Below are 18,043 nucleotides of genomic sequence, written 5' to 3'. Positions count from 1 at the left end.
CGGCTAGAGTGTCCCCGTGGTTCCCGATCTTCGCCTGCCGCTGGTGCGGCAGCTCGCCGAGTCCGACGTCCCCCGCCAGTACTGGCACATGGGCGACGAGGACGGGCGGGCCTGGCTGTTCGAGAGCGTCGAGGGCGACGGTGGCGAGCAGTGGGCCGTGCGTCAGGTGGAGGTGGGCGCCGACCGTGGCGCCCGCCGTTACTGGTGGCGGCATCTCCAGGACGAGTACGGCTTCCTCACCGACCAGCCGCTGGACGTGTGGGAGCTGACCGAGATCCCCCGGGAGTCGTTCGAGGCGGTCTGGGAGGCGGCGGGCTGACCCGCAAGGTCAGTCCGAGCAGCCCGCCACCCCGTGGATGATCATCCGGATCGCCGCGTCGAAGGCGAGCTCGACCTCCTGCGGGTCGTCCGCCAGATGGCCCTGCGTCTCGGCGGCGATGAACCCCGTGACGAACGCGTGCAGCACGTCGCTCGTCCGCCGCAGCTCCGACTCGGGCACCCCGGCCAGGCGCAGGATGCGGTAGAGCGTCTGCCAGATCTCCAGCTTCCGGTCCGCGATGAGCTCGGGGTGGTCGTGCAGGTGCCGCCACATGGCCGGATGCGTGACCGCGTGCCGGTGGTAGGCCAGGGCCATCGCGCGCAACTGCTGCTGCCAGGGTGAGCCGTCGTCCGGCGGCAGTTTCATGCGCTGCGCGCCCGTGGCGCAGATCAGCTTGATCAGCCCTTCCTTGTTATCCACGTGGTGGTACAGCGACATCGGGTTGACGTCGAGCTCGGCCGCCAGCTTGCGCATGGACAACCCCTCCACCCCGCCCTCGTCCATCAGACGCAGGGCCGTGGTGGTTATCTCGTCGAGGGTCAGGGGCGAACCCCTTCGCGCGCTCACTGCCATACACCGTATGGTAGCGTCAGCCATACGGTGTATGGCTACGAAAAGGGAGCACTCATGGCTCGGATCCCCGCCCCCGCGGGCCTGCCGATTGTGGGCAACACGCTGCAGATTCCCTCGCACTCGCCGGTCCAGCACTTCGTCGAGGTGGCCTCACGGTACGAGGAGGGCATCTTCCGGCTGGACATCGCCGGCCGGCGGGTCGTGCTGGCCTACGACCCCGACCTGGTCGCCGAGTTGTGCGACGAGACCCGGTTCGTCAAGCGGATCAGGCCGCCTCTGTCGATCGTGCGCGACTTCGGCGGCGACGGCCTGTTCACGGCCGAGCCGGACGAGCCGGTGTGGGGCCACGCGCACCGCATCCTGATGCCCGCCTTCAGCCAGCGCTCGATGAAGGCGTACTACCCGCAGTTCCTGGAGGTCGCCGAGCAGCTCGTCGAGTCGTGGGCAGGTCGTCAGGGGGAGGACCTGCCCGTCTCCGACGACATGACCAGGCTGACCCTCGACACGATCTCGCTCACCGGGTTCGGCTACCGGTTCAACTCCTTCGACTCGCCCGAGTTGCACCCGTTCCTGCGGGCCATGGGCGGCGCGCTGACCGAGGCCATGTACCGCAACCAGCAGCTGCCGTTCGTCACCAAACTGAAGAAGAAGAACGAGGAGACCTACCGGCGCGACATCGCCACCATGCAGGCGCTGGTGGACGAGGTCATCGCGCGGCGGCGGGCCGAGGGCGCGGGAGGGGCCAAGGACCTGCTGGGCCTCATGCTGGAGGCGTCCGACCCGAAGAGCGGCGCGCGCCTGTCGGATGAGAACATCCGCAACCAGGTGCTCACCTTCCTCATCGCCGGTCACGAGACCACCAGTGGCCTGCTCTCCTTCGCCCTGTACAACCTGCTGCGCGAGCCGCACCTGCTGGCCCGCGCCTACGAGGAGGTGGACCGGCTGCTGCCGGGCGACGAGCCGCCCTCGTACGAGACGATCATGAAGCTCGACGTCATCCCGCGTGTCCTGGAGGAGACGCTGCGCTTCTGGTCGCCGATCCCCGTCTTCGCGGTCACCGCCATCAAGGACACCATGATCGGCGACTACCTCATCCCGAAGGACCAGGGCGTCGCCATCCTGCTGCCGCCGCTGCACCGCAGCGCCAAGGCGTGGGAGCGGCCCGAGGAGTTCGACATCGACCGCTGGCTGCCGGAGAACAGGAAGGGCCACCACCCCGGCGCGTACAAGCCGTTCGGCAACGGCGAGCGGGCCTGCATCGGCCGCCAGTTCGCGCTCACCGAGGCCAGGCTGGCGCTGGCGATGATCCTGCGGCGCTTCGCGCTGTCCGACCCGAACGTCTACCGCATGCAGATCAAGCAGACGCTCACCCTCAAGCCGGAGGGGTTCACGCTCAGGGTCCGCGAGCGGCGCGCGCACGAGCGGACCGCGGCGGCCGAGCGGCCCGAGCGCGAGAGCGAGCAGGCCGACATCGCCGTGACCGGCGTGCCGCTCACCGTCGCCTACGGCTCCAACCTCGGCACCAGCGCCGACATCGCCGAGCGGCTGGCCGAGCGGGCCGGGCGGGCCGGGTTCGCCACCACGCTGACCACGCTGGACGACCTGGTCCCACCGGCGGAGGGCCTGCTGGTCGTGGTGGCCTCCTCCTACAACGGCAAGGCGCCCGACAACGCCCAGCGCTTCGACGCGGCGCAGGACCTGCCCGACCTGTCGGGGGTACGGCTGGCCGTGCTGGGCTGCGGGAACACGCAGTGGCCCACGTACCAGGACTTCCCGCGGCGCGCGCACGAGAAGCTGACGGCGGCGGGGGCCGTGCCGCTCATCGAGCGGGGCGAGGCCGACACGGACGGTGACTTCGACGGCGACGTGTCCGCGTGGATGGCGAGCCTGTGGGCGGCGCTGGCGCGGGAGTACAGCGCCGCCCCCGGCGCGGCCGGGCCGCGGTATGAGATGGAGGTGCTCACCGAGTCCGAGGTCAGGCCGTCGGTGGTGTCCGAGCGGGCCTTCCCGCTGACCGTGGTCTCCACCGAGGAGCTGACCGGCGACCCCGCCGGCCTGTGGGACTTCTCCGTCGAGGCGCCGCGCCCCGGCGTGCGCTCCGTGGTGGCCAGGCTGCCGGAAGGGGTGACGTACGAGGCCGGCGACCACGTGGCCGTCTTCGCCAAGAACGACCCCGAGCTGGTGGAGTGGGCGCTGCGCTGCCTGCGCGTCCCGCGCGACCAGGTCGTACGGCTGCGCGCGGCCGGCTCGACGCACCTGCCCGTGGACACGCCGGTCACCGCCGGCCTGCTGCTGACCGAGTTCGCCGAGTTGCAGGAGGTGGCCACCAGGGCGGACCTGGAGGCGCTGGCCGCGCACACCGCCTGCCCGTGGACCACGAGCCGGCTCGCCGCGCTGACCGCGGACTACGCCGAGGAGATCCTCGCCAAGCGCCTGTCCACGCTGGCCCTGCTGGAACGTTTCCCGGCGATCGAGCTGCCGCTGCCGGTGTTCCTGGAGCTGGCCGGGCCGATCAAGCCGCGCTACTACTCCGTGTCCTCCTCGCCGCTGGCCGACCCCGGCCTGGTACGCCTCACCGTCGGCCTGGTCGAGGGCCCCGCCTGGTCCGGCACCGGCACCTACCAGGGCATGTGCTCGGCCTACCTGGCGGGACTGAAGGAGGGCGAGGTGTTCTACGGCTACATCCGGGTGCCCGCGCCGCCGTTCCGGCTGCCGGACGACCCGGCCACGCCGGTGATCCTCGTCGGCCCCGGCACCGGTTTCGCGCCGCTGCGCGGCTTCCTGGAGGAGCGGGCGCTGAACGGGGCGACCGGTCGGGCCGAGGTGTTCACCGGGTGCCGCCATCCCGAGCACGACCTGCTGTACGCCGATGAGCTGGAGGCGTGGGGCCGGGCGGACGGGGTGACGGTGCACCGGGCGTACTCGGCCGTGGCCGGGCATCCCCACCGGTTCGTCCAGGACGCGGTGGCGGCCCGCGCGCGGGAGGTGTGGGAACTGCTTGAGCAGGGCGCCCACGTGTACGTCTGCGGCGACGGGCTGCGCATGGCCCCGGCCGTACGGCAGGCCCTGCTGGAGTTGTACCGGGACAGGACGGGCGAGGACGGCGCCGCCTGGCTTGCCGGGCTGGAGGCGGACGGGCGCTACCAGCAGGACGTGTTCGCCTGACCCGGGTTCCCCGCGCGGGGCGGTCACACCACGACGACCTGTGGAAAACCGAGCCACCCTTTAACGACAATTCGGACTTAATACTGCATTCTCGGATATAACCGCAGCATGTGCGACATGTCCGTGGAACATGCCGGAAACTTTTCCACGGCACTGTGAGAGCCACGGGAAAGGGGGCGGCATGCTGCTGCGACTGAGGGTGTCGTTGCCGGACCGGCCGGGCGGTCTCGGCCAGGTCGCGAAGGCGCTGGGGGCGCTGGGCGCGGACATCCTGCAGGTCACCGTGCTCGAACGCGAGGCCGGCCGGGCCGTGGACGACTTCACCGTCTCCTGGCCGGGCGCGGGCAGCGCGGCCGAGGCGCGCGAGCGGTTGTCCGCCATGCCCGGCGTACGGGTCGAGGGGGTCTGGGTCACCAGGGAAGTGCCCGGCTCCGCGCTCGACTACGACCTGCTGATGCACGTGGCCGCCGAGCCCGGCAGGGGTTTCGCCACGCTCGTGGACGCCCTTCCGGGGCTGTGCGGCGCGGAGTGGTCGATGGCGGTGGCCGACGGCGCCGTACGGCACGCCTCGCTGGCCGCGCCCGCCGAGTTCGACCTGCCGGAGTCCCCGCCGCGCGCCGTCACCATGGAGGCCGAGGAACTGCGGCTGATGTTGCTGCCCGTCGTCGCGGCGGGGCTGCACCTGGTCATCGCCCGCGCGGAGGGGCCGGAGTTCCACCGCGCCGAGGTGGAGCGGGCCGCGCGCATCGTGGACGTGGTCTCGAAGCTGGCCTCCCGCGCCGTCGTGGGGTGATTGACCGAACAATCATCTGGTCACTAACGTGGGCGTTCTGATCGTGTGAACAGGAGCCCTTCCCAGTGACCCTGCACGAGCCCGGAATCGGCCGTTACTACGAGGACTTCACCGTCGGGGACGTCTACCAGCACCCCATGGGCCGCACGATCAGCGAGGCGGACAACACCTGGTTCACGCTCCTGACCATGAACACGAACCAGAACCACTTCAACGCCCACCTCGCCGCCAAGTCACCCACCGGCAAGATCATCGTGAACTCCGGGCTCAGCGTGGCCATCGTGCTCGGCCTGTCCGTCATCGACGTCAGCCAGACCGCGATCATGAACCTGGGCTGGGACGGCATCAAGCTCACCCACCCGGTGTTCATCGGCGACACCCTCTACGCCGAGTCGAAGGTGACCGCGAAACGGGAGTCGAAGTCCCGCCCGTACGCCGGCATCGTCACCTGCCACACGCGCGGGCTCAACCAGGACGGCGACGAGGTCATGTCCTGGACGCGGACCGTCATGGTCTACCGGCGCGACGCCCCGCACGACAAGGGCTACTTCCCCCAGGCCAAGACCGGCCCGCTCTGAGGAGGCACATGGATTTCGAGCTGACCGACGAGCAGAAGGCGTTCAGGGAGACGCTGCGCGCGTTCGTGGACAAGGAGATCGTGCCGGTCGCGACCGAGTGGGAGCACTCGGGGCGCTATCCCGCCGAGATCGTCGAGAAGATGAAGCAGATGGGGCTGTTCGGCCTGTCCGTGCCCGAGGAGTACGGCGGCATGGACGCCGACATGGTCTCCTTCGCGCTGGTCTTCGAGGAGATCGCGCGCGGCTGGATGGGCGTCGCGGGCACGATCGGCTCCCACTCGCTGGCCTGCTGGATGATCAACCGCCACGGCACCGAGGAGCAGAAGCGGCTGCACCTGGCCGACCTGGCCGCCGGCACGCGCCGCACCGGCATCGCGCTGACCGAGCCCGGCGCGGGCACCGACCTGCAGGGCATCCAGACCCGCGCGGTACGCGACGGCGACCACTATGTCGTGACCGGCACCAAGACGTGGATCACCAACGCCCGGCACGCCGACCCGCTGCCCGTGCTGGTCAAGACCTCGGTCGAGGAGCCCGCGCACAAGGGCATGTCGGTGCTGCTGGTGGACCCGTCGTCGGCGGGCTTCGGCGTCAGCCGCGACCTGCCCAAACTCGGCTACAAGGGCACCGAGACCTGCGAGGTGGTGCTCGACGAGGTACGCGTGCCGGTCTCGTGCCTGCTCGGCGGCGTCGAGGGGCGCGGCATGCAGCAGGTGCTCGGCGGGCTGGAGATGGGCCGCATCAACATCGCCGCCCGCGCCGTCGGGGTCGCCCAGGCCGCGTACGACGCCGCGCTCGGCTACGCCCGCGAACGCACGGCCTTCGGACAGCCGATCGCCGACTTCCAGGCCGTCCAGCTCAAACTCGCCGACATGGCCACCGAGATCCAGGCCGCCCGGCTGCTCACGTACTGGGCCGCCTCCCGGGCCGACGGCGGGCAGCGGGTGGACATGGAGGCGGGCATGGCCAAGTACTTCGCCTCGGAGGTGGCGCTTAAGGCGTCGCTGGAGTCGATGCGCATCCACGGCGGGTACGGGTACTCGCAGGAGTACGTGGTCGAGCGCCTCTACCGGGACGCGCCGCTGATGGCGATCGGCGAGGGGACCAACGACGTCCAGCGCCTGGTCATCGCCCGGTCGCTGGTGTCGGGGAAGGGGAAGGTCGGCTGGTAGGCGGGGGCGGGCATCCTGATACAAAGGGATGAGCCGCGCCAGCGAGGGATGCCATGTCCGACCAGCGAGATCCCGCCCCGCACGGCCACGGCCACGATCATGGGCACGATCATGGGCATGGGCATGGGCATCGGCACGGTCATGGGCAGGATCATGAGCACGGGCATGAGCACGGGCATGAGCACGGCCATGGCCATGGGCGCGGTCGCGGGCGCCGGGGGATCGGGGCGGCGCTGGCCAGGGTCGCCCACGCCTTCGTTCCGCACAGCCACGACAGCGCCGGCAAGACCGACAGTGCCCTGGAGGGCAGTGACCGGGGCATGCGCGTGCTTGCCATCTCCTTCGCCGTCCTCATGGTCACCGCCGCCATCCAGGCGGTCATCGTGGTGGCCTCGGGCTCGGTCGCGCTGCTCGGCGACACGCTGCACAACCTGGCCGACGCGCTGACGGCCGTGCCGCTGGCGATCGCGTTCTCGCTCGGCCGCCGCGCCGCCAACCGCCGCTACACCTACGGGTACGGCCGCGCGGAGGACCTGGCGGGCATCGTCATCGTCGCGCTCATCGCCGGCTCGGCCGCCCTGGCCGGGTACGAGGCCATCATGCGACTGCTGGACCCCCAGGAGATCAGGGCCGTGGGATGGGTGGCGGGAGCGGCGCTGATCGGTTTCGCCGGGAACGAGTGGGTGGCCCGCTACCGGATCAAGGTGGGCCGCGAGATCGGCTCGGCCGCGCTGGTGGCCGACGGCCTGCACGCCAGGACCGACGGCTTCACCTCGCTGGCCGTCCTGCTCGGCGCGGGCGGCGCCGCGCTCGGCTTCCCCCTGGCCGACCCCATCGTGGGCCTGCTCATCACGGTCGCCATCTGCTTCGTCCTGCGCGACGCGGCCCGCGAGATCTACCACCGGCTGATGGACGCGGTGGATCCGTCGCTCGTGGACGACGCCGAGCGCATCCTGGCCACGGTCGCGGGGGTGCGGCGGGTGGAGTCCGTACGGCTGCGCTGGATCGGGCACGCGCTGCACGCCGAGGTGGACCTCCTCGTCTCCCATGAGATGTCGCTGGTGGCGGCGCACAGGGTGGCGGTCGAGGCCGAGCACCGGCTCATCCACGACCTGCCGCGCCTGAGGGCCGCCACCGTGCACACGGACCCGGACGGCCCGGCCGGCGCCGACCATCACGCCTCACTGACCTCCCACCGAACCGGCTGAACGTCCGCCGAACCGGCTGACCTCCCACCGAACCGGCTGAGCGTCCGCCGAACTGGCTGACCTCCCATCGAACCGGCTGAGCGTCCGCCGAACTGGCTGACCTCCCATCGAACCGGCTGAGCGTCCGCCGAACCGGCTGAGCGTCCGCTCCCGTATCACTTGAGCGTCCGCTCCCGTATCACTTGAGCGTCCGTTCCCGCGTCGCTTGAGGGTTCGACCCGCATCATCCGAAGATCCGACCCGCCGCATCACCGGTGCCGGAACGGGTAGGTTGAGGCGGGTGTCCGCCGCAGCCGTGCCCGCCGCCAATCCCGCCGCCGTCGGCCCTGCCGCCGCCTCCGCCACGAGGCTCGCCTGGCTGGATGCCCTGCGTGGCATCGGCGCGATGGCGGTGGTCGCCGAGCACCTGCTGCCCTGGTTCCTGCCCGGCCTGCGGCCCTACTGGTTCAACCTGGGCGTCTACGGGATCCTGGTGTTCTTCCTGGTCAGCGGCTACATCATCCCGGCCTCGCTGGAGCGTCACGGCGACGTCCGCGCCTTCTGGATCAGCCGGTTCTTCCGCCTCTACCCCCTCTACCTCGCCGCCATCGCCCTCGTGCTGGCCCTGGCGTGGTGGGTGCCGGTACGCGATGAGGTGGCGCGCGACGGGAGCGCGGTGGCGGCGCACGCGACCATGCTGCTGGACGTCGTCAGCGTCGGCGGCGTGGTCGACACCATGTGGACGTTGTCGTACGAGATGGTGTTCTACCTGCTGGTCACGGCGCTGTTCCTGACTCGGGGGCATGAGCGCAGCGGGCTGCTGTCGATGGTGTTCGCGGCGGTGGCCGTGGTGGTCGGGCTGGTCACGTCGGGCGCGGTGCTGACCGGCGGGTGGCCGGCGTACGTGTCGGGCGTGGTGTTCGCCGTCGGGCTGGCGGCCGTGGTGGCGGGCAGGTTCCGTACGGCGGCGGCGTGCGTGCTCGGCGTCATGGCGCTGGTGTTGCTGGTGTTCAGCAGCCGGGTGCCGTGGCTGGGCGTGGCGGTGGTGGCGGTGATGTTCGCGGGCACGGCCATCTACCGGTGGGAGCGTGGCACGGGCCGGCTGTGGCCGGTGGCGGTGACCACGGCGCTGGTGGCGATCTCGCCGCTGTGGGCCATCACCAGTGGCTGGTGGTGGGTGCGGACCGACGTGTGGATCACCACGATCGCGCTGGCGGCGGCCACGTTCGCGGGCGGGATGGCGCTGCGCGGGCGGCGGCTGCCCCGGGTCCTCGTGTGGTTCGGGCTGATCAGCTACTCGCTCTACCTGGTGCACCATCCGGTGCTGAAGTACTTCGTGGCGGTCAGCGGGGATCTGCGGGCGGCCGCGCTGCCGTACCAGCTCGGCATGGCGGCGCTGGCCGTCGGGCTGGTCGTGGGCGTCAGCGCGCTGACCTACCGCTACATCGAGCGGCCCATGCAGTCGCTGGGCCGCCGCGTGTCACGCCGATACCGCAGCCGTCTCCAGAGCGCCGGCCTCCAGAGCACCGGTCTCCAGAGCGCCGGCCTCCAGAGCGCCGGTCCCCCCAGCGCGGGTCTCCAGGGCGGCGGGGCTCTCCAGGGCGGCGACCAGGCGCGGGTCGCGGGACAGGGCGCGGGCGACGACGGGGTCCTCGGCCAGGAGGAAGGCCAGGTGCCTGACCGCGTGCGCGACCACGTTGGCCAGCCCGACCCGCTCGGGTGACGGCGTCGCGGGGGCCCGGCCCCTGACGATCTCCAGCACGGGCACCTCGATCGCGGGCAGCCACGGCTCGGGATCGGGACAGACCGCGTACGTCAGCACATAACCCTCGTCCGGCTCGTGACGCCAGCTCGTGGAGTGCACGACGGTGCCGGACGTGCCGGCCGCCACGCCACTCAGCCTGCGGGCCGTCTCGTCGGGGCTTTCACCGTGTAGCGGCTGGGTAATGGCATGTCTGTACGCCCAGCGCCCATCGGGCCCCACCCGTAGCATGAGCGTCTCAACCGAGACCACGTGTCTTCCCGTCACCGGCACCAACTTACTGCCAATCATGCGCAAGTGCGTTCCATAGGCATTCGTCTCCTGCTCTTGAAACTTCGCGGTGGGCCGGGTTGTAGTCGATGGCGTGCGAGAGAGAAGGTAGACATCCATGCCCGGTTTGCTGGTGCTGATGGGGTCGGGTGAGACGAGCCCGACCATGGTCGAGATCCACCGCGCCGCGGCGCGGTCGCTGCGCGCGGGGGCTCGGGCCGTGCTGCTCGACACTCCCTACGCCTTCCAGGAGAACCGCGCCGACATCTCCGCCCGCGCCTGCCGTTACTTCGCCCACAGCGTCGGCCTGGATGTCGAGGTGGGGGCCGCGATCACGGGCGCCGACTGGGTGTTCGCGGGGCCGGGCAGCCCCACGTACGCGCTGGAGCGGTGGGCCGAGTCCGGCGTGGCCGGCGATCTGCGGGCCAGGATCCGCGCGCGCACGGGGGTGACCGTACTGGCCTCGGCGGCGGCCTGCACGGCGGGGCTGGCCACCGTACCGGTGTACGAGATCTACAAGGTGGGCGCGGAGCCGCACTGGCGTGAGGGCGTGGACCTGCTGGAGCCGCTTGGGCTGCAGGCGGTGCTGATCCCGCACTTCGACAACGCCGAGGGCGGCACCCACGACACGCGCTACTGCTACCTGGGTGAGCGCCGGCTGTCGCGGATGGAGCGCGAGCTGCCGCCCGGCACGGCGGTGCTCGGGCTGGACGAGCACACGGCGCTCTTCATCGACCTGGGCGACGAGTCGGTACGGGTGGCGGGCCGGGGCGCGCTGACCGTGCGGCGGATGGGTTCGTGCACGGTCCTGGCCGCGGGGACCCGTACCAGCCTCGCCGAACTGCGCCGCCTGGCCGAGGGCGGCACGGACCTGCCCATCCCGCCCGAGCCCGAGCCGGAGGCCGCGCCCGCCGAGGTGACGCTGGAGGAGTCGATCCGCTCGTGCGAGGAGCTGTTCGAGGCCGCCGCGGACCGGCCCGACCTGGTGGCGGCGGCGCAGGCCGTGCTCGACCTGGAGGCGGAGATGGTCAAGTGGGCCGCCGACACCGAGGAGGACTCGGGCGGGGTGGAGCAGGCCAGGGAGCTGATGCGGCTGCTGATCGCCCGCCTGGGCGAACTGGCCTCAACGGCGAGCCGGCGCTCACTGGGATTGCCCGTGCTGGTGGAGCCGCTGCTGGAACTGCGGGCCGAACTGCGCGGGAAGGGCTGCTACGACCTGGCGGACGCGCTACGAGAGGCGATGGCGCGCGGCGGGATCGCAGTCGAGGACACCCCAGAGGGACCCCGCTGGACCGCGTCCTCCTGACACCGACTCCGGCGGATGACGAACGGTGACGACAAAGCCACGGTAATGTGATCTCGTCACTCGACGTGCTCGAACGGGCACAATCGGCTTCCCATGGTTGTCAGTGCGAGGTTCTTATGCATGGAAGGCGATGAGACGATGACCGCCCTGCCGGATGACGGCTGGCTGTGTGCCCATCCGCCGCCCGGGCGGGTCAGGCTCTTCTCCATGCCAAGCGCCCGGGATCAGTACACCGTGGAGGACTGGCTCAAGCTCCCCGAAATTGAGGAGCGGATCGAGTTGGTCGACGGGAGTTTCCTGGTGAGTCCCATGCCCGGCTACGATCACGCGATCGCCGCCAAGCGCCTGCTGAGCATCCTGGATGATGCACGCCCGCAGGACTGCGAGGTCGTGGAGACGGGCAACCTCCAGGTGGGCGAAGATGGCTTGATCCCCGACATCGTGGTGGGTCGTTCCGAGGCGATGCTCTCCGGGGTGACCAGGTTGTCGTCGAGCAGCGTCACTTGCGTCGTCGAAATCGTCAGTCCGGGCCTTGGCGCGCGTCGGCGGCACTACGACATGAAGCCGCCCAAATACGCCGCGGGCGGCATCCCGTTCTTCATGAGGGTTGAGTTGCAGGGCGACCCGGCGCCACGGGTCGAGGTGTTCCGGCTCGGTGCCCATGGCTACGAGCTGCTCGCGGAGGCCAAGGCGGGAGACACGCTCACGGTCGACCTGCCGTTCCGGATCGCCTTCGATCCCGCCGCGCTCACCGGTTCGCGCAGGTAGGCGTTACCGGCGTGGGGGGTCGATGCGGGCGCCGTCCTGGGTGAAGATCATGATGCGGGAGAGGTCCACCGCCACCTTGGCGGCGTCGCCCGCGCGCCAGATGGGCCGGTTGCCCAGCCGGATGATCAGGTCGGAGCGGCGGTGGATGCCGCTGTTCGGGTGCTGGCCGGTCTGCTCCTGCTCCTGCGGCGCCTGCTCCTCCTCCTCGCGGGTCAGCAGCCGCCGCACCAGCCCGGACAGCTTGCCCGACCCGTTCCTGCCGCCGTTGCGCCGCCCGCCGCGCCCGCGCGGGTCCGGCGGCTCGGGCACCGGCACGGCCGGCATCCCGCACTCCAGGTAGGCCAGCCACTCGTGCCCGTGGTACTCCAGCGTCCTGACCCGCCCGTAGAACGAGGGCCCCTCGTACGACTCCGGCACCGGCGCCAGCCCGTCCGGCCGCATCCCGACCAGCACTTGCCCGCCCGTGTGCTGCGAGATGGCGTACGCCCTGGGATCGCTCCAGGGCATCGTGAACTGATGAGGGCCGAAATCGAGCATCACATACTGGTTCTGCGGCGTCCTGACACCGGCCGCCAACAGGTTCAACTGCTGGGAGTTGAGAAAAGCGGCCACGAAAGCCGTCGCTGGATCGTTGTAAATCTGGGCCGGAGTGCCGACGTCCTGCAGGACCCCGCGATTCAGAATCGCGATCCTGTCCGCCAGCGTCAGGGCCTCCACCTGGTCGTGCGTGACGTAGACCGTGGTGACGCCGAGCGACCTGACCAGCGCCGAGATCTCCATCCGCAACTCGGTGCGCATGCCGGCGTCCAGGTTGGACAGCGGCTCGTCCATGAGGAACAACTTCGGCTGCCGCACGATCGCCCGCCCCATCGCCACCCGCTGCCGCTGCCCGCCCGACAGCGTGCCGGGCCTGCGTTCCAGCGTCTCGCCGATGTGCAGCGCCTTGGACAGTTCGGTGACCCGCTCGCGTACCAGCGCCGGGTCGGCCTTGGCGATCTCCAGCGGGAAGGCGATGTTCCCGCGGACCGTCCTGTGCGGGTAGAGGGCGCCGTTCTGGAACACCATCGCCACGTCGCGGTCGCGCGGAGCCAGGTGGTTGGCGATCTCCCCGTCCAGCCAGAGGTCCCCTTCGGTGATCTCCTCCAGGCCGGCGATCATGCGGAGTAACGTGGACTTGCCACACCCCGAGGGGCCGAGGAGGACGAGGAACTCGCCGTCGCTCGCTTGGAGGCTCAGCCGGTCGACTGCCAGGTAGTCGCCCGGATACACCTTGGTCACTTTGTCGAGAACGACCGAGCTCATGGCCCCACTACCTTGCGCGCGTGTCACCTGTGACGAGGCTGATAGAAGAGGTAGTACATCGCGCCTTAACGCTACATGTCCACCCTTGACATAAAAGATTCTCTTGTCTGGGCGTTTCGGACGGGTGTTTTGGGCATCCCTACACCTTCCTTTCCCAATCTGTGGCGTGTGGAAGGACTTGCGTAAAGTTGCGGAAAGAGCTTTCATAGTCGGAACGTTCGGGGGATGACTTCGGGGGAAACCATGACCGCTTGGTGGCGGAACGCCGCGATTTACCAGGTCTACGTGCGCAGCTTCGCCGACGGCAACGGCGATGGGATCGGTGACCTGATCGGCGTTCGCGATCGCCTGCCGTACCTGGCGGGGCTGGGTGTGGACGCCATCTGGCTGACCCCGTTCTACACCTCGCCGATGGCGGACTTCGGCTACGACGTGGCGGACTACCGCGACGTGGACCCGCTGTTCGGCACGCTCGCGGACGCCAAGGCGCTCATCGACGAGGCCCACGGCCACGGCCTGCGGGTCATCGTGGACGTCGTGCCCAACCACACCTCCTCCGCCCATCCCTGGTTCCAGCAGGCGCTGCGCGGCGAGCGGCGCGACCGCTACATCTTCCGCGACGAGCCCAACGACTGGGAGTCGATCTTCGGCGGGCCCGCGTGGACGCAGGTCGAGGACGGGCAGTGGTACCTGCACCTGTTCGACCCGTCCCAGCCGGACCTCGACTGGGACAGCGCGGAGGTGCGCGGGGAGTTCGAGTCGATCCTGCGCTTCTGGCTCGACCTGGGCGTGGACGGCTTCCGCGTCGACGTGGCGCACGGCATGGTCAAGCCGGCGGGCCTGCCCGACGTCGGCCACGGCAACCAGGCCACGATGGTCGGCAGGGAGCCGGTGCCGTTCTTCGACAACGACGGCGTGCACGAGATCCACCGCGCCTGGCGGCGGGTGCTCGACTCCTATCCGGGCGAGCGGATCGGCGTGGCCGAGGCGTGGGCGCCGACGCCCGAGCGGCTGGCCAGGTACGTCCGCCCCGACGAGTTGCACCAGGCGTTCAACTTCCACTACCTGTTCGCGCCGTGGGAGGCCGCGGAGCTGCGTACCGTGATCGACTCCTCGCTGGCCACCGCCGGCTCGGTCGGCGCGCCGACCACCTGGGTGTTGTCGAACCACGACGTCAAGCGGCACGTCACCCGCCACGGCAGCCTGGCCAGGGCCCGCGCCGCCGCGCTGCTGACGCTCGCCCTGCCCGGCTCCGCCTACCTCTACAACGGCGAGGAGCTCGGCCTGCCCGAGGTGCTCGACCTGCCGGCCGAGTTGTGCCAGGACCCGCAGCGGCTGCGCGACCCCGACAGCGGGCGCGACGGCTGCCGCGTGCCGCTGCCCTGGACGCGCGAGGGCGGCTGGGACGAGCCGTGGCTGCCGATCCCCGAGGCGTGGGGCGAGCTGAGCGTGCAGGCCCAGCAGGGCGTGCCGGGCTCGACGCTGGAGTTGTACCGGCAGGCGCTGCACCTGCGCCGCGACCTGGACTTCGAGCGGGACGACGCGCTGGTCTGGCACGACTCGCCCGAGGGCACGCTCATCTTCTCCAGGACCCTGTCCGAAGGCACGTTCGTCTGCGCCGTCAACCTCACCGCGACGCCCGTGGACTTCGGCGTCGAGGGGCGGCTCCTGCTCGCCTCCGATGTCCCCGGAGCAGCGGATTCGACGGCCTGGTGGAAAGTAAAGTAGCTGCCATGAACGGTCACGCTCGCCTAGCCGACATCGCCGCCCAGGCCGGGGTGAGCGAGGCCACCGTCAGCAGGGTGCTCAACGGCAAACCCGGCGTCTCTGCCGCCACCCGTCAGGCGGTGATGACCGCGCTCGACCTCATGGGCTACGAGCGCCCGCCCCGTCTGCGGCAACGCAGCAACGGGCTGATCGGCCTGGTGACGCCGGAGCTGGACAACCCGATCTTCCCCGCCTTCGCGCAGGCCATCGAGAAGGCGCTGACCCAGCACGGCTACACGCCCGTGTTGTGCACCCAGCTGCCCGGCGGCGCGCCCGAGGACGAGTTCACCGAACTGCTGGTCGATCGGGGCGTCAGCGGCATCGTGTTCGTCTCAGGGCTGCACGCCGACACCACCGCCAGGATGGACCGCTACACCCGCCTGACCGACCGCGGGCTGCCGATCGTGCTGGTCGACGGCTACAGCGAGCACATCGACGCGCCCTTCATCTCGCCCGACGACCGCATGGCCGCGCGGTTGTCGGTGCAGCACCTGGTGGACTCCGGCCACGAGCGCATCGGCATCGCGCTGGGGCCTCGCCGGTTCGTGCCGGTGATCAGGAAGATCGAGGGATTCAAGCAGGCCATGGCGCAACTGCTCGGCGCGGACGACGTGGAGGACCAGATCTCGCACTCGTTGTTCTCGGTCGAGGGCGGCCAGGCCGCCGCCGCGCAACTGCTCGCGCGCGGCTGCACCGGCATCGTGTGCGCGAGCGACCTCATGGCGCTGGGCGCGATCCGCGCGTGCAGGCAGCAGGGGCTGTCCGTGCCGGGCGACGTGTCCGTGGTCGGGTTCGACGACTCGCCGCTGATCGCGTTCACCGACCCGCCGCTGACCACCGTGCGCAAGCCGATCGGCGCGATGGCGTCGGCGGCCGTGCAGACGCTGCTCGAAGAGGTCAACGGCGCGCCCGCCAAGCACGTCGAGCTGATCTTCCAGCCGGAGCTCGTCGTACGCGGCTCCACCGGCTCCGGCCCCCTCGTCAACCGATGACCACCGACGTCCTGGTCCTCGGCGGCTCCGGCGTCGACTCGACCGTCTACGTGCCCGAACTGCCCCTGCCCTACCGCGACACCTACCACGTGCCCCCGATCGTGGACCGGATCGGCAACACCGGCTCCGGCGTGGCGCTCGGCTGCCACGCGCTCGGGCTCGGCGTCACCTTCGCCGACCTCATCGGCGACGACCCGCAGGGCGCGCTGATCCGCCACGCGCTGCGCGACCTCGACTGCCGCTGGGGCACGGCCCGGGCGGGCACCACGCGCAGCGTCCTGCTCGTCGGCCCCGACGGGCGGCGCACCTCGCTGCACGACCCGAAGGCCACGCCGGGCGAGCGCCTGCCCAGGCCGCTCTACGCGGGCGTCCGCGCCCGCCACGCGCACATGTCGATCACGGACCGCTGCCGCGACGTCTTTCCCGACCTGGCGGGCATGCCCGTCTCCACCGACCTGCACGACTGGGACGGCGTCAACGACTACCACAAGGACTTCGCCTACGGCTGCGACCTGGTGTTCCTGTCGGCGACCGCCCTCCGCGACCCGGCCGCCGCCATGCGCGACATCATCGCGCGCGGGCGCGCCCACACCGTCGTGTGCACGCGCGGCGCCGACGGCTGCCTCGTCCTGACCCGCGACGGCGCCGGCGGCGTGCGCGCCTTCCCGGCCGAGCCGCCGCCCGCCCCCGTGGCCGACAGCAACGGCGCGGGCGACGCGTTCGTCTCCGGATTCCTGTACGGCACGTTGCGCGGCAGGCCGCTGGAGGAGTGCGTACGGCTCGGCGCGATCGCCGGCGCGCACGCCTGCACGGTGCCGGGCACGCACGAGTCCCCGATCACCGAGGCGCTGCTCCTGGCCAGGGCTCAGGTCTCCGCCGGCTGAGGGCGGTCCAGCTCCCGCCAGGCCCGGCAGACGAAGGGCGGCACGGAGACCAGCAGGAAGACGCCGGCGAAAACGAAGAGCGTGGTGCTCAGGCCGGTGAACTCGGTCAGCGAGCCGGCCAGCAGCCCGCCCATCGGCATGCCCACGTACGCGGCGGCCGACATGGCGCCGATCACCCGGGCCCGCAGCGGGGCGGGGGTCCGGGAGTACTGCAGGATGCCCAGGATGGGATTGATCGCCCCCGCGGCGAACCCGGACACCGCGGTCACGGCGAGCGCCACGGGTAACGGCGCGCCCAGCGCCAGCGCCAGCACGCGCGGCACCCCGGCCACCAGGAAGCACCATCCGAACGTGAGCCGCATGGGTAATCGGCCGCCGACCGCCCCGTACACGATGGTCCCGGCCATCGCCCCCGCCCCCAGCACGCCGGCTAGCAGGCCGAACGCACGGGGGTCGCCGGCCACGTCGCGCGCGTACAGGGCCAGCAGCACCTGCGTCACGCCCGCGTCGAGCAGGTTGGTCACCACGATCATCCCGGTGGCGCTGAACTGCAGCCGGTCCCGCCGCAGGAAGGCCAGCCCGGCCCGCAGGTCGCCCGCGTACCCGCCGGAGTCGCGCCTGTGCCGCTTCATGCGCGGGATCCCCACGCCGACCAGCAGCGCGGACAGCAGGAACGTCACCCCGTCCACCAGCAGCAGGGTGCTCGGCCCGATCCACAGGATCAGCACCCCGGCCAGCGGCGCGCCCACCATCGAGGCTCCCCGGTGGACGCCGTCGTAGGCCGCCGTGGCCCGTTCGAGGCCCACACCGGCCGCCGCCGCCAGGTCGGGCAGCATGGCCTTGCGCGCGGTCTCGCCCGGGGTGGCCGCCAGCCAGCGCAGGAAGAGCAGCACCAGCAGGAACGGGTAGCTGAGCCCCGTGGTGAGGAAGAGCACGGGGATGGTCAGCACGATGAGGCCGCTGACCAGGTCGGACAGCATGCTGCCCGCACGGTGGCCGACCCGGTCGACGAGTGTGCCGCCGAAGGCGGCGGAGATGACGATGGGGAGGGTCGTGGTGAACGAGGCCACTCCCGTCAGTACGGCACTGCCGGTGGTCTCCAGCACGAACCACGGGACGGCGAGGACGGACAGGACGTTCCCGGTGACGGAAAGAGCGTTGGCGGCCAGCAAGATGATGAATGAACGCCTCACAAGCAATGCCCC

At 70.9% G+C, this 18,043-nt stretch carries 16 protein-coding genes; 12 read left to right on the top strand and 4 right to left on the bottom strand.

All coding sequences use genetic code 11. The features are described 5' to 3' along the window. The first annotated feature begins 16 nt into the window (after nt 1-16). Nucleotides 17-319 carry a hypothetical protein gene (locus AB0I81_RS04970; protein WP_360649998.1) on the top strand — a complete coding sequence of 101 codons (303 nt, stop codon included), beginning with the start codon at nt 17-19 and terminating at the stop codon, nt 317-319. A gap of 9 nt (nt 320-328) precedes the next feature. Here AB0I81_RS04970 and AB0I81_RS04965 read toward each other — a convergent pair whose 3' ends face one another. Further along, complete coding sequence (locus tag AB0I81_RS04965; RefSeq protein ID WP_360649995.1) at nt 329-892, bottom strand: TetR/AcrR family transcriptional regulator; 564 nt, start codon at nt 890-892, stop codon at nt 329-331. Nucleotides 893-946: 54 nt separating this feature from the next. On the opposite strand from AB0I81_RS04965, the gene AB0I81_RS04960 reads away from it, so the two are divergent. The 4 genes from AB0I81_RS04960 to AB0I81_RS04945 all read left to right on the top strand — a co-directional run bounded on the left by AB0I81_RS04960 (nt 947) and on the right by AB0I81_RS04945 (nt 6,600). Beyond that, entirely contained in the window at nt 947-4,057 is a 3,111-nt protein-coding gene (locus AB0I81_RS04960; RefSeq protein ID WP_360649992.1) for a cytochrome P450, read from the top strand. A 181-nt stretch (nt 4,058-4,238) separates the two neighbouring features. Continuing rightward, complete coding sequence (locus tag AB0I81_RS04955) at nt 4,239-4,850, top strand: ACT domain-containing protein (RefSeq protein ID WP_360649989.1); 612 nt, start codon at nt 4,239-4,241, stop codon at nt 4,848-4,850. 65 nt (nt 4,851-4,915) lie between these two features. Further along, on the top strand, nt 4,916-5,428 hold the full coding sequence (locus AB0I81_RS04950; RefSeq protein WP_360649985.1) for a MaoC family dehydratase: 513 nt from the start codon (nt 4,916-4,918) through the stop codon (nt 5,426-5,428). A gap of 8 nt (nt 5,429-5,436) precedes the next feature. Beyond that, a complete protein-coding gene (locus AB0I81_RS04945) occupies nt 5,437-6,600 on the top strand; it encodes an acyl-CoA dehydrogenase family protein (protein WP_360649982.1) in 1,164 nt (387 codons plus the stop codon). On the opposite strand, the gene AB0I81_RS04940 is transcribed toward AB0I81_RS04945, so the two are convergent. After that, nucleotides 6,495-6,851, bottom strand: coding sequence for a hypothetical protein (locus AB0I81_RS04940; protein ID WP_360649979.1), 357 nt, complete (start codon nt 6,849-6,851; stop codon nt 6,495-6,497). The genes AB0I81_RS04945 and AB0I81_RS04940 overlap by 106 nt on opposite strands. Before the next feature lie 69 nt (nt 6,852-6,920). Between AB0I81_RS04940 and AB0I81_RS04935 the strand changes: the two genes are divergently transcribed. From AB0I81_RS04935 to AB0I81_RS04920, 4 genes are all read left to right on the top strand, one after another. Further along, nucleotides 6,921-7,808, top strand: a complete 888-nt coding sequence (locus AB0I81_RS04935; RefSeq protein WP_360649976.1) for a cation diffusion facilitator family transporter — start codon at nt 6,921-6,923, stop codon at nt 7,806-7,808. Nucleotides 7,809-8,088: 280 nt separating this feature from the next. Then, a complete protein-coding gene (locus tag AB0I81_RS04930) occupies nt 8,089-9,510 on the top strand; it encodes an acyltransferase (protein WP_360649973.1) in 1,422 nt (473 codons plus the stop codon). 427 nt (nt 9,511-9,937) lie between these two features. After that, on the top strand, nt 9,938-11,125 hold the full coding sequence (locus tag AB0I81_RS04925; protein WP_360649970.1) for a hypothetical protein: 1,188 nt from the start codon (nt 9,938-9,940) through the stop codon (nt 11,123-11,125). Between the two features lie 120 nt (nt 11,126-11,245). After that, nucleotides 11,246-11,893, top strand: a complete 648-nt coding sequence (locus tag AB0I81_RS04920; protein WP_360649967.1) for a Uma2 family endonuclease — start codon at nt 11,246-11,248, stop codon at nt 11,891-11,893. 3 nt (nt 11,894-11,896) lie between these two features. On the opposite strand, the gene AB0I81_RS04915 is transcribed toward AB0I81_RS04920, so the two are convergent. Next, nucleotides 11,897-13,195, bottom strand: coding sequence for an ATP-binding cassette domain-containing protein (locus tag AB0I81_RS04915; protein WP_360649964.1), 1,299 nt, complete (start codon nt 13,193-13,195; stop codon nt 11,897-11,899). A gap of 243 nt (nt 13,196-13,438) precedes the next feature. On the opposite strand from AB0I81_RS04915, the gene AB0I81_RS04910 reads away from it, so the two are divergent. The 3 genes from AB0I81_RS04910 to AB0I81_RS04900 are packed head-to-tail and all read left to right on the top strand — an operon-like array spanning nt 13,439 to nt 16,838. Next, a complete protein-coding gene (locus AB0I81_RS04910) occupies nt 13,439-14,923 on the top strand; it encodes a glycoside hydrolase family 13 protein (protein WP_360649961.1) in 1,485 nt (494 codons plus the stop codon). A gap of 5 nt (nt 14,924-14,928) precedes the next feature. Then, nucleotides 14,929-15,954, top strand: a complete 1,026-nt coding sequence (locus AB0I81_RS04905; protein WP_360649958.1) for a LacI family DNA-binding transcriptional regulator — start codon at nt 14,929-14,931, stop codon at nt 15,952-15,954. Then, nucleotides 15,951-16,838, top strand: a complete 888-nt coding sequence (locus AB0I81_RS04900) for a PfkB family carbohydrate kinase (RefSeq protein ID WP_360649955.1) — start codon at nt 15,951-15,953, stop codon at nt 16,836-16,838. Before AB0I81_RS04905 ends, AB0I81_RS04900 begins: the two co-directional genes overlap by 4 nt. Here AB0I81_RS04900 and AB0I81_RS04895 read toward each other — a convergent pair. Next, the gene (locus AB0I81_RS04895; RefSeq protein WP_360649952.1) at nt 16,820-18,031 is read right to left on the bottom strand and encodes an MFS transporter; all 1,212 of its coding nucleotides are present in this window, start codon (nt 18,029-18,031) and stop codon (nt 16,820-16,822) included. The genes AB0I81_RS04900 and AB0I81_RS04895 overlap by 19 nt on opposite strands. Between the last annotated feature and the right edge of the window lie 12 nt (nt 18,032-18,043).

Source organism: Nonomuraea sp. NPDC050404, assembly GCF_040655495.1.
GTDB lineage: Bacteria > Actinomycetota > Actinomycetes > Streptosporangiales > Streptosporangiaceae > Nonomuraea.
The sequence above is the reverse complement of the archived record's forward strand: the minus strand, read 5'-3'. Positions and strand labels throughout refer to the sequence as shown.

Bases quoted from the DNA above. Each gene is read 5' to 3' on its own strand.
- AB0I81_RS04965 (WP_360649995.1), bottom strand. From the start codon at position 892: ATGGCAGTGAGCGCGCGAAGGGGTTCGCCCCTGACCCTCGACGAGATA.
- AB0I81_RS04960 (WP_360649992.1), top strand. From the start codon at position 947: ATGGCTCGGATCCCCGCCCCCGCGGGCCTGCCGATTGTGGGCAACACG.
- AB0I81_RS04955 (WP_360649989.1), top strand. From the start codon at position 4,239: ATGCTGCTGCGACTGAGGGTGTCGTTGCCGGACCGGCCGGGCGGTCTC.
- AB0I81_RS04945 (WP_360649982.1), top strand. From the start codon at position 5,437: ATGGATTTCGAGCTGACCGACGAGCAGAAGGCGTTCAGGGAGACGCTG.
- AB0I81_RS04935 (WP_360649976.1), top strand. From the start codon at position 6,921: ATGCGCGTGCTTGCCATCTCCTTCGCCGTCCTCATGGTCACCGCCGCC.
- AB0I81_RS04925 (WP_360649970.1), top strand. From the start codon at position 9,938: ATGCCCGGTTTGCTGGTGCTGATGGGGTCGGGTGAGACGAGCCCGACC.
- AB0I81_RS04920 (WP_360649967.1), top strand. From the start codon at position 11,246: ATGGAAGGCGATGAGACGATGACCGCCCTGCCGGATGACGGCTGGCTG.
- AB0I81_RS04915 (WP_360649964.1), bottom strand. From the start codon at position 13,195: ATGAGCTCGGTCGTTCTCGACAAAGTGACCAAGGTGTATCCGGGCGAC.
- AB0I81_RS04910 (WP_360649961.1), top strand. From the start codon at position 13,439: ATGACCGCTTGGTGGCGGAACGCCGCGATTTACCAGGTCTACGTGCGC.
- AB0I81_RS04905 (WP_360649958.1), top strand. From the start codon at position 14,929: ATGAACGGTCACGCTCGCCTAGCCGACATCGCCGCCCAGGCCGGGGTG.
- AB0I81_RS04900 (WP_360649955.1), top strand. From the start codon at position 15,951: ATGACCACCGACGTCCTGGTCCTCGGCGGCTCCGGCGTCGACTCGACC.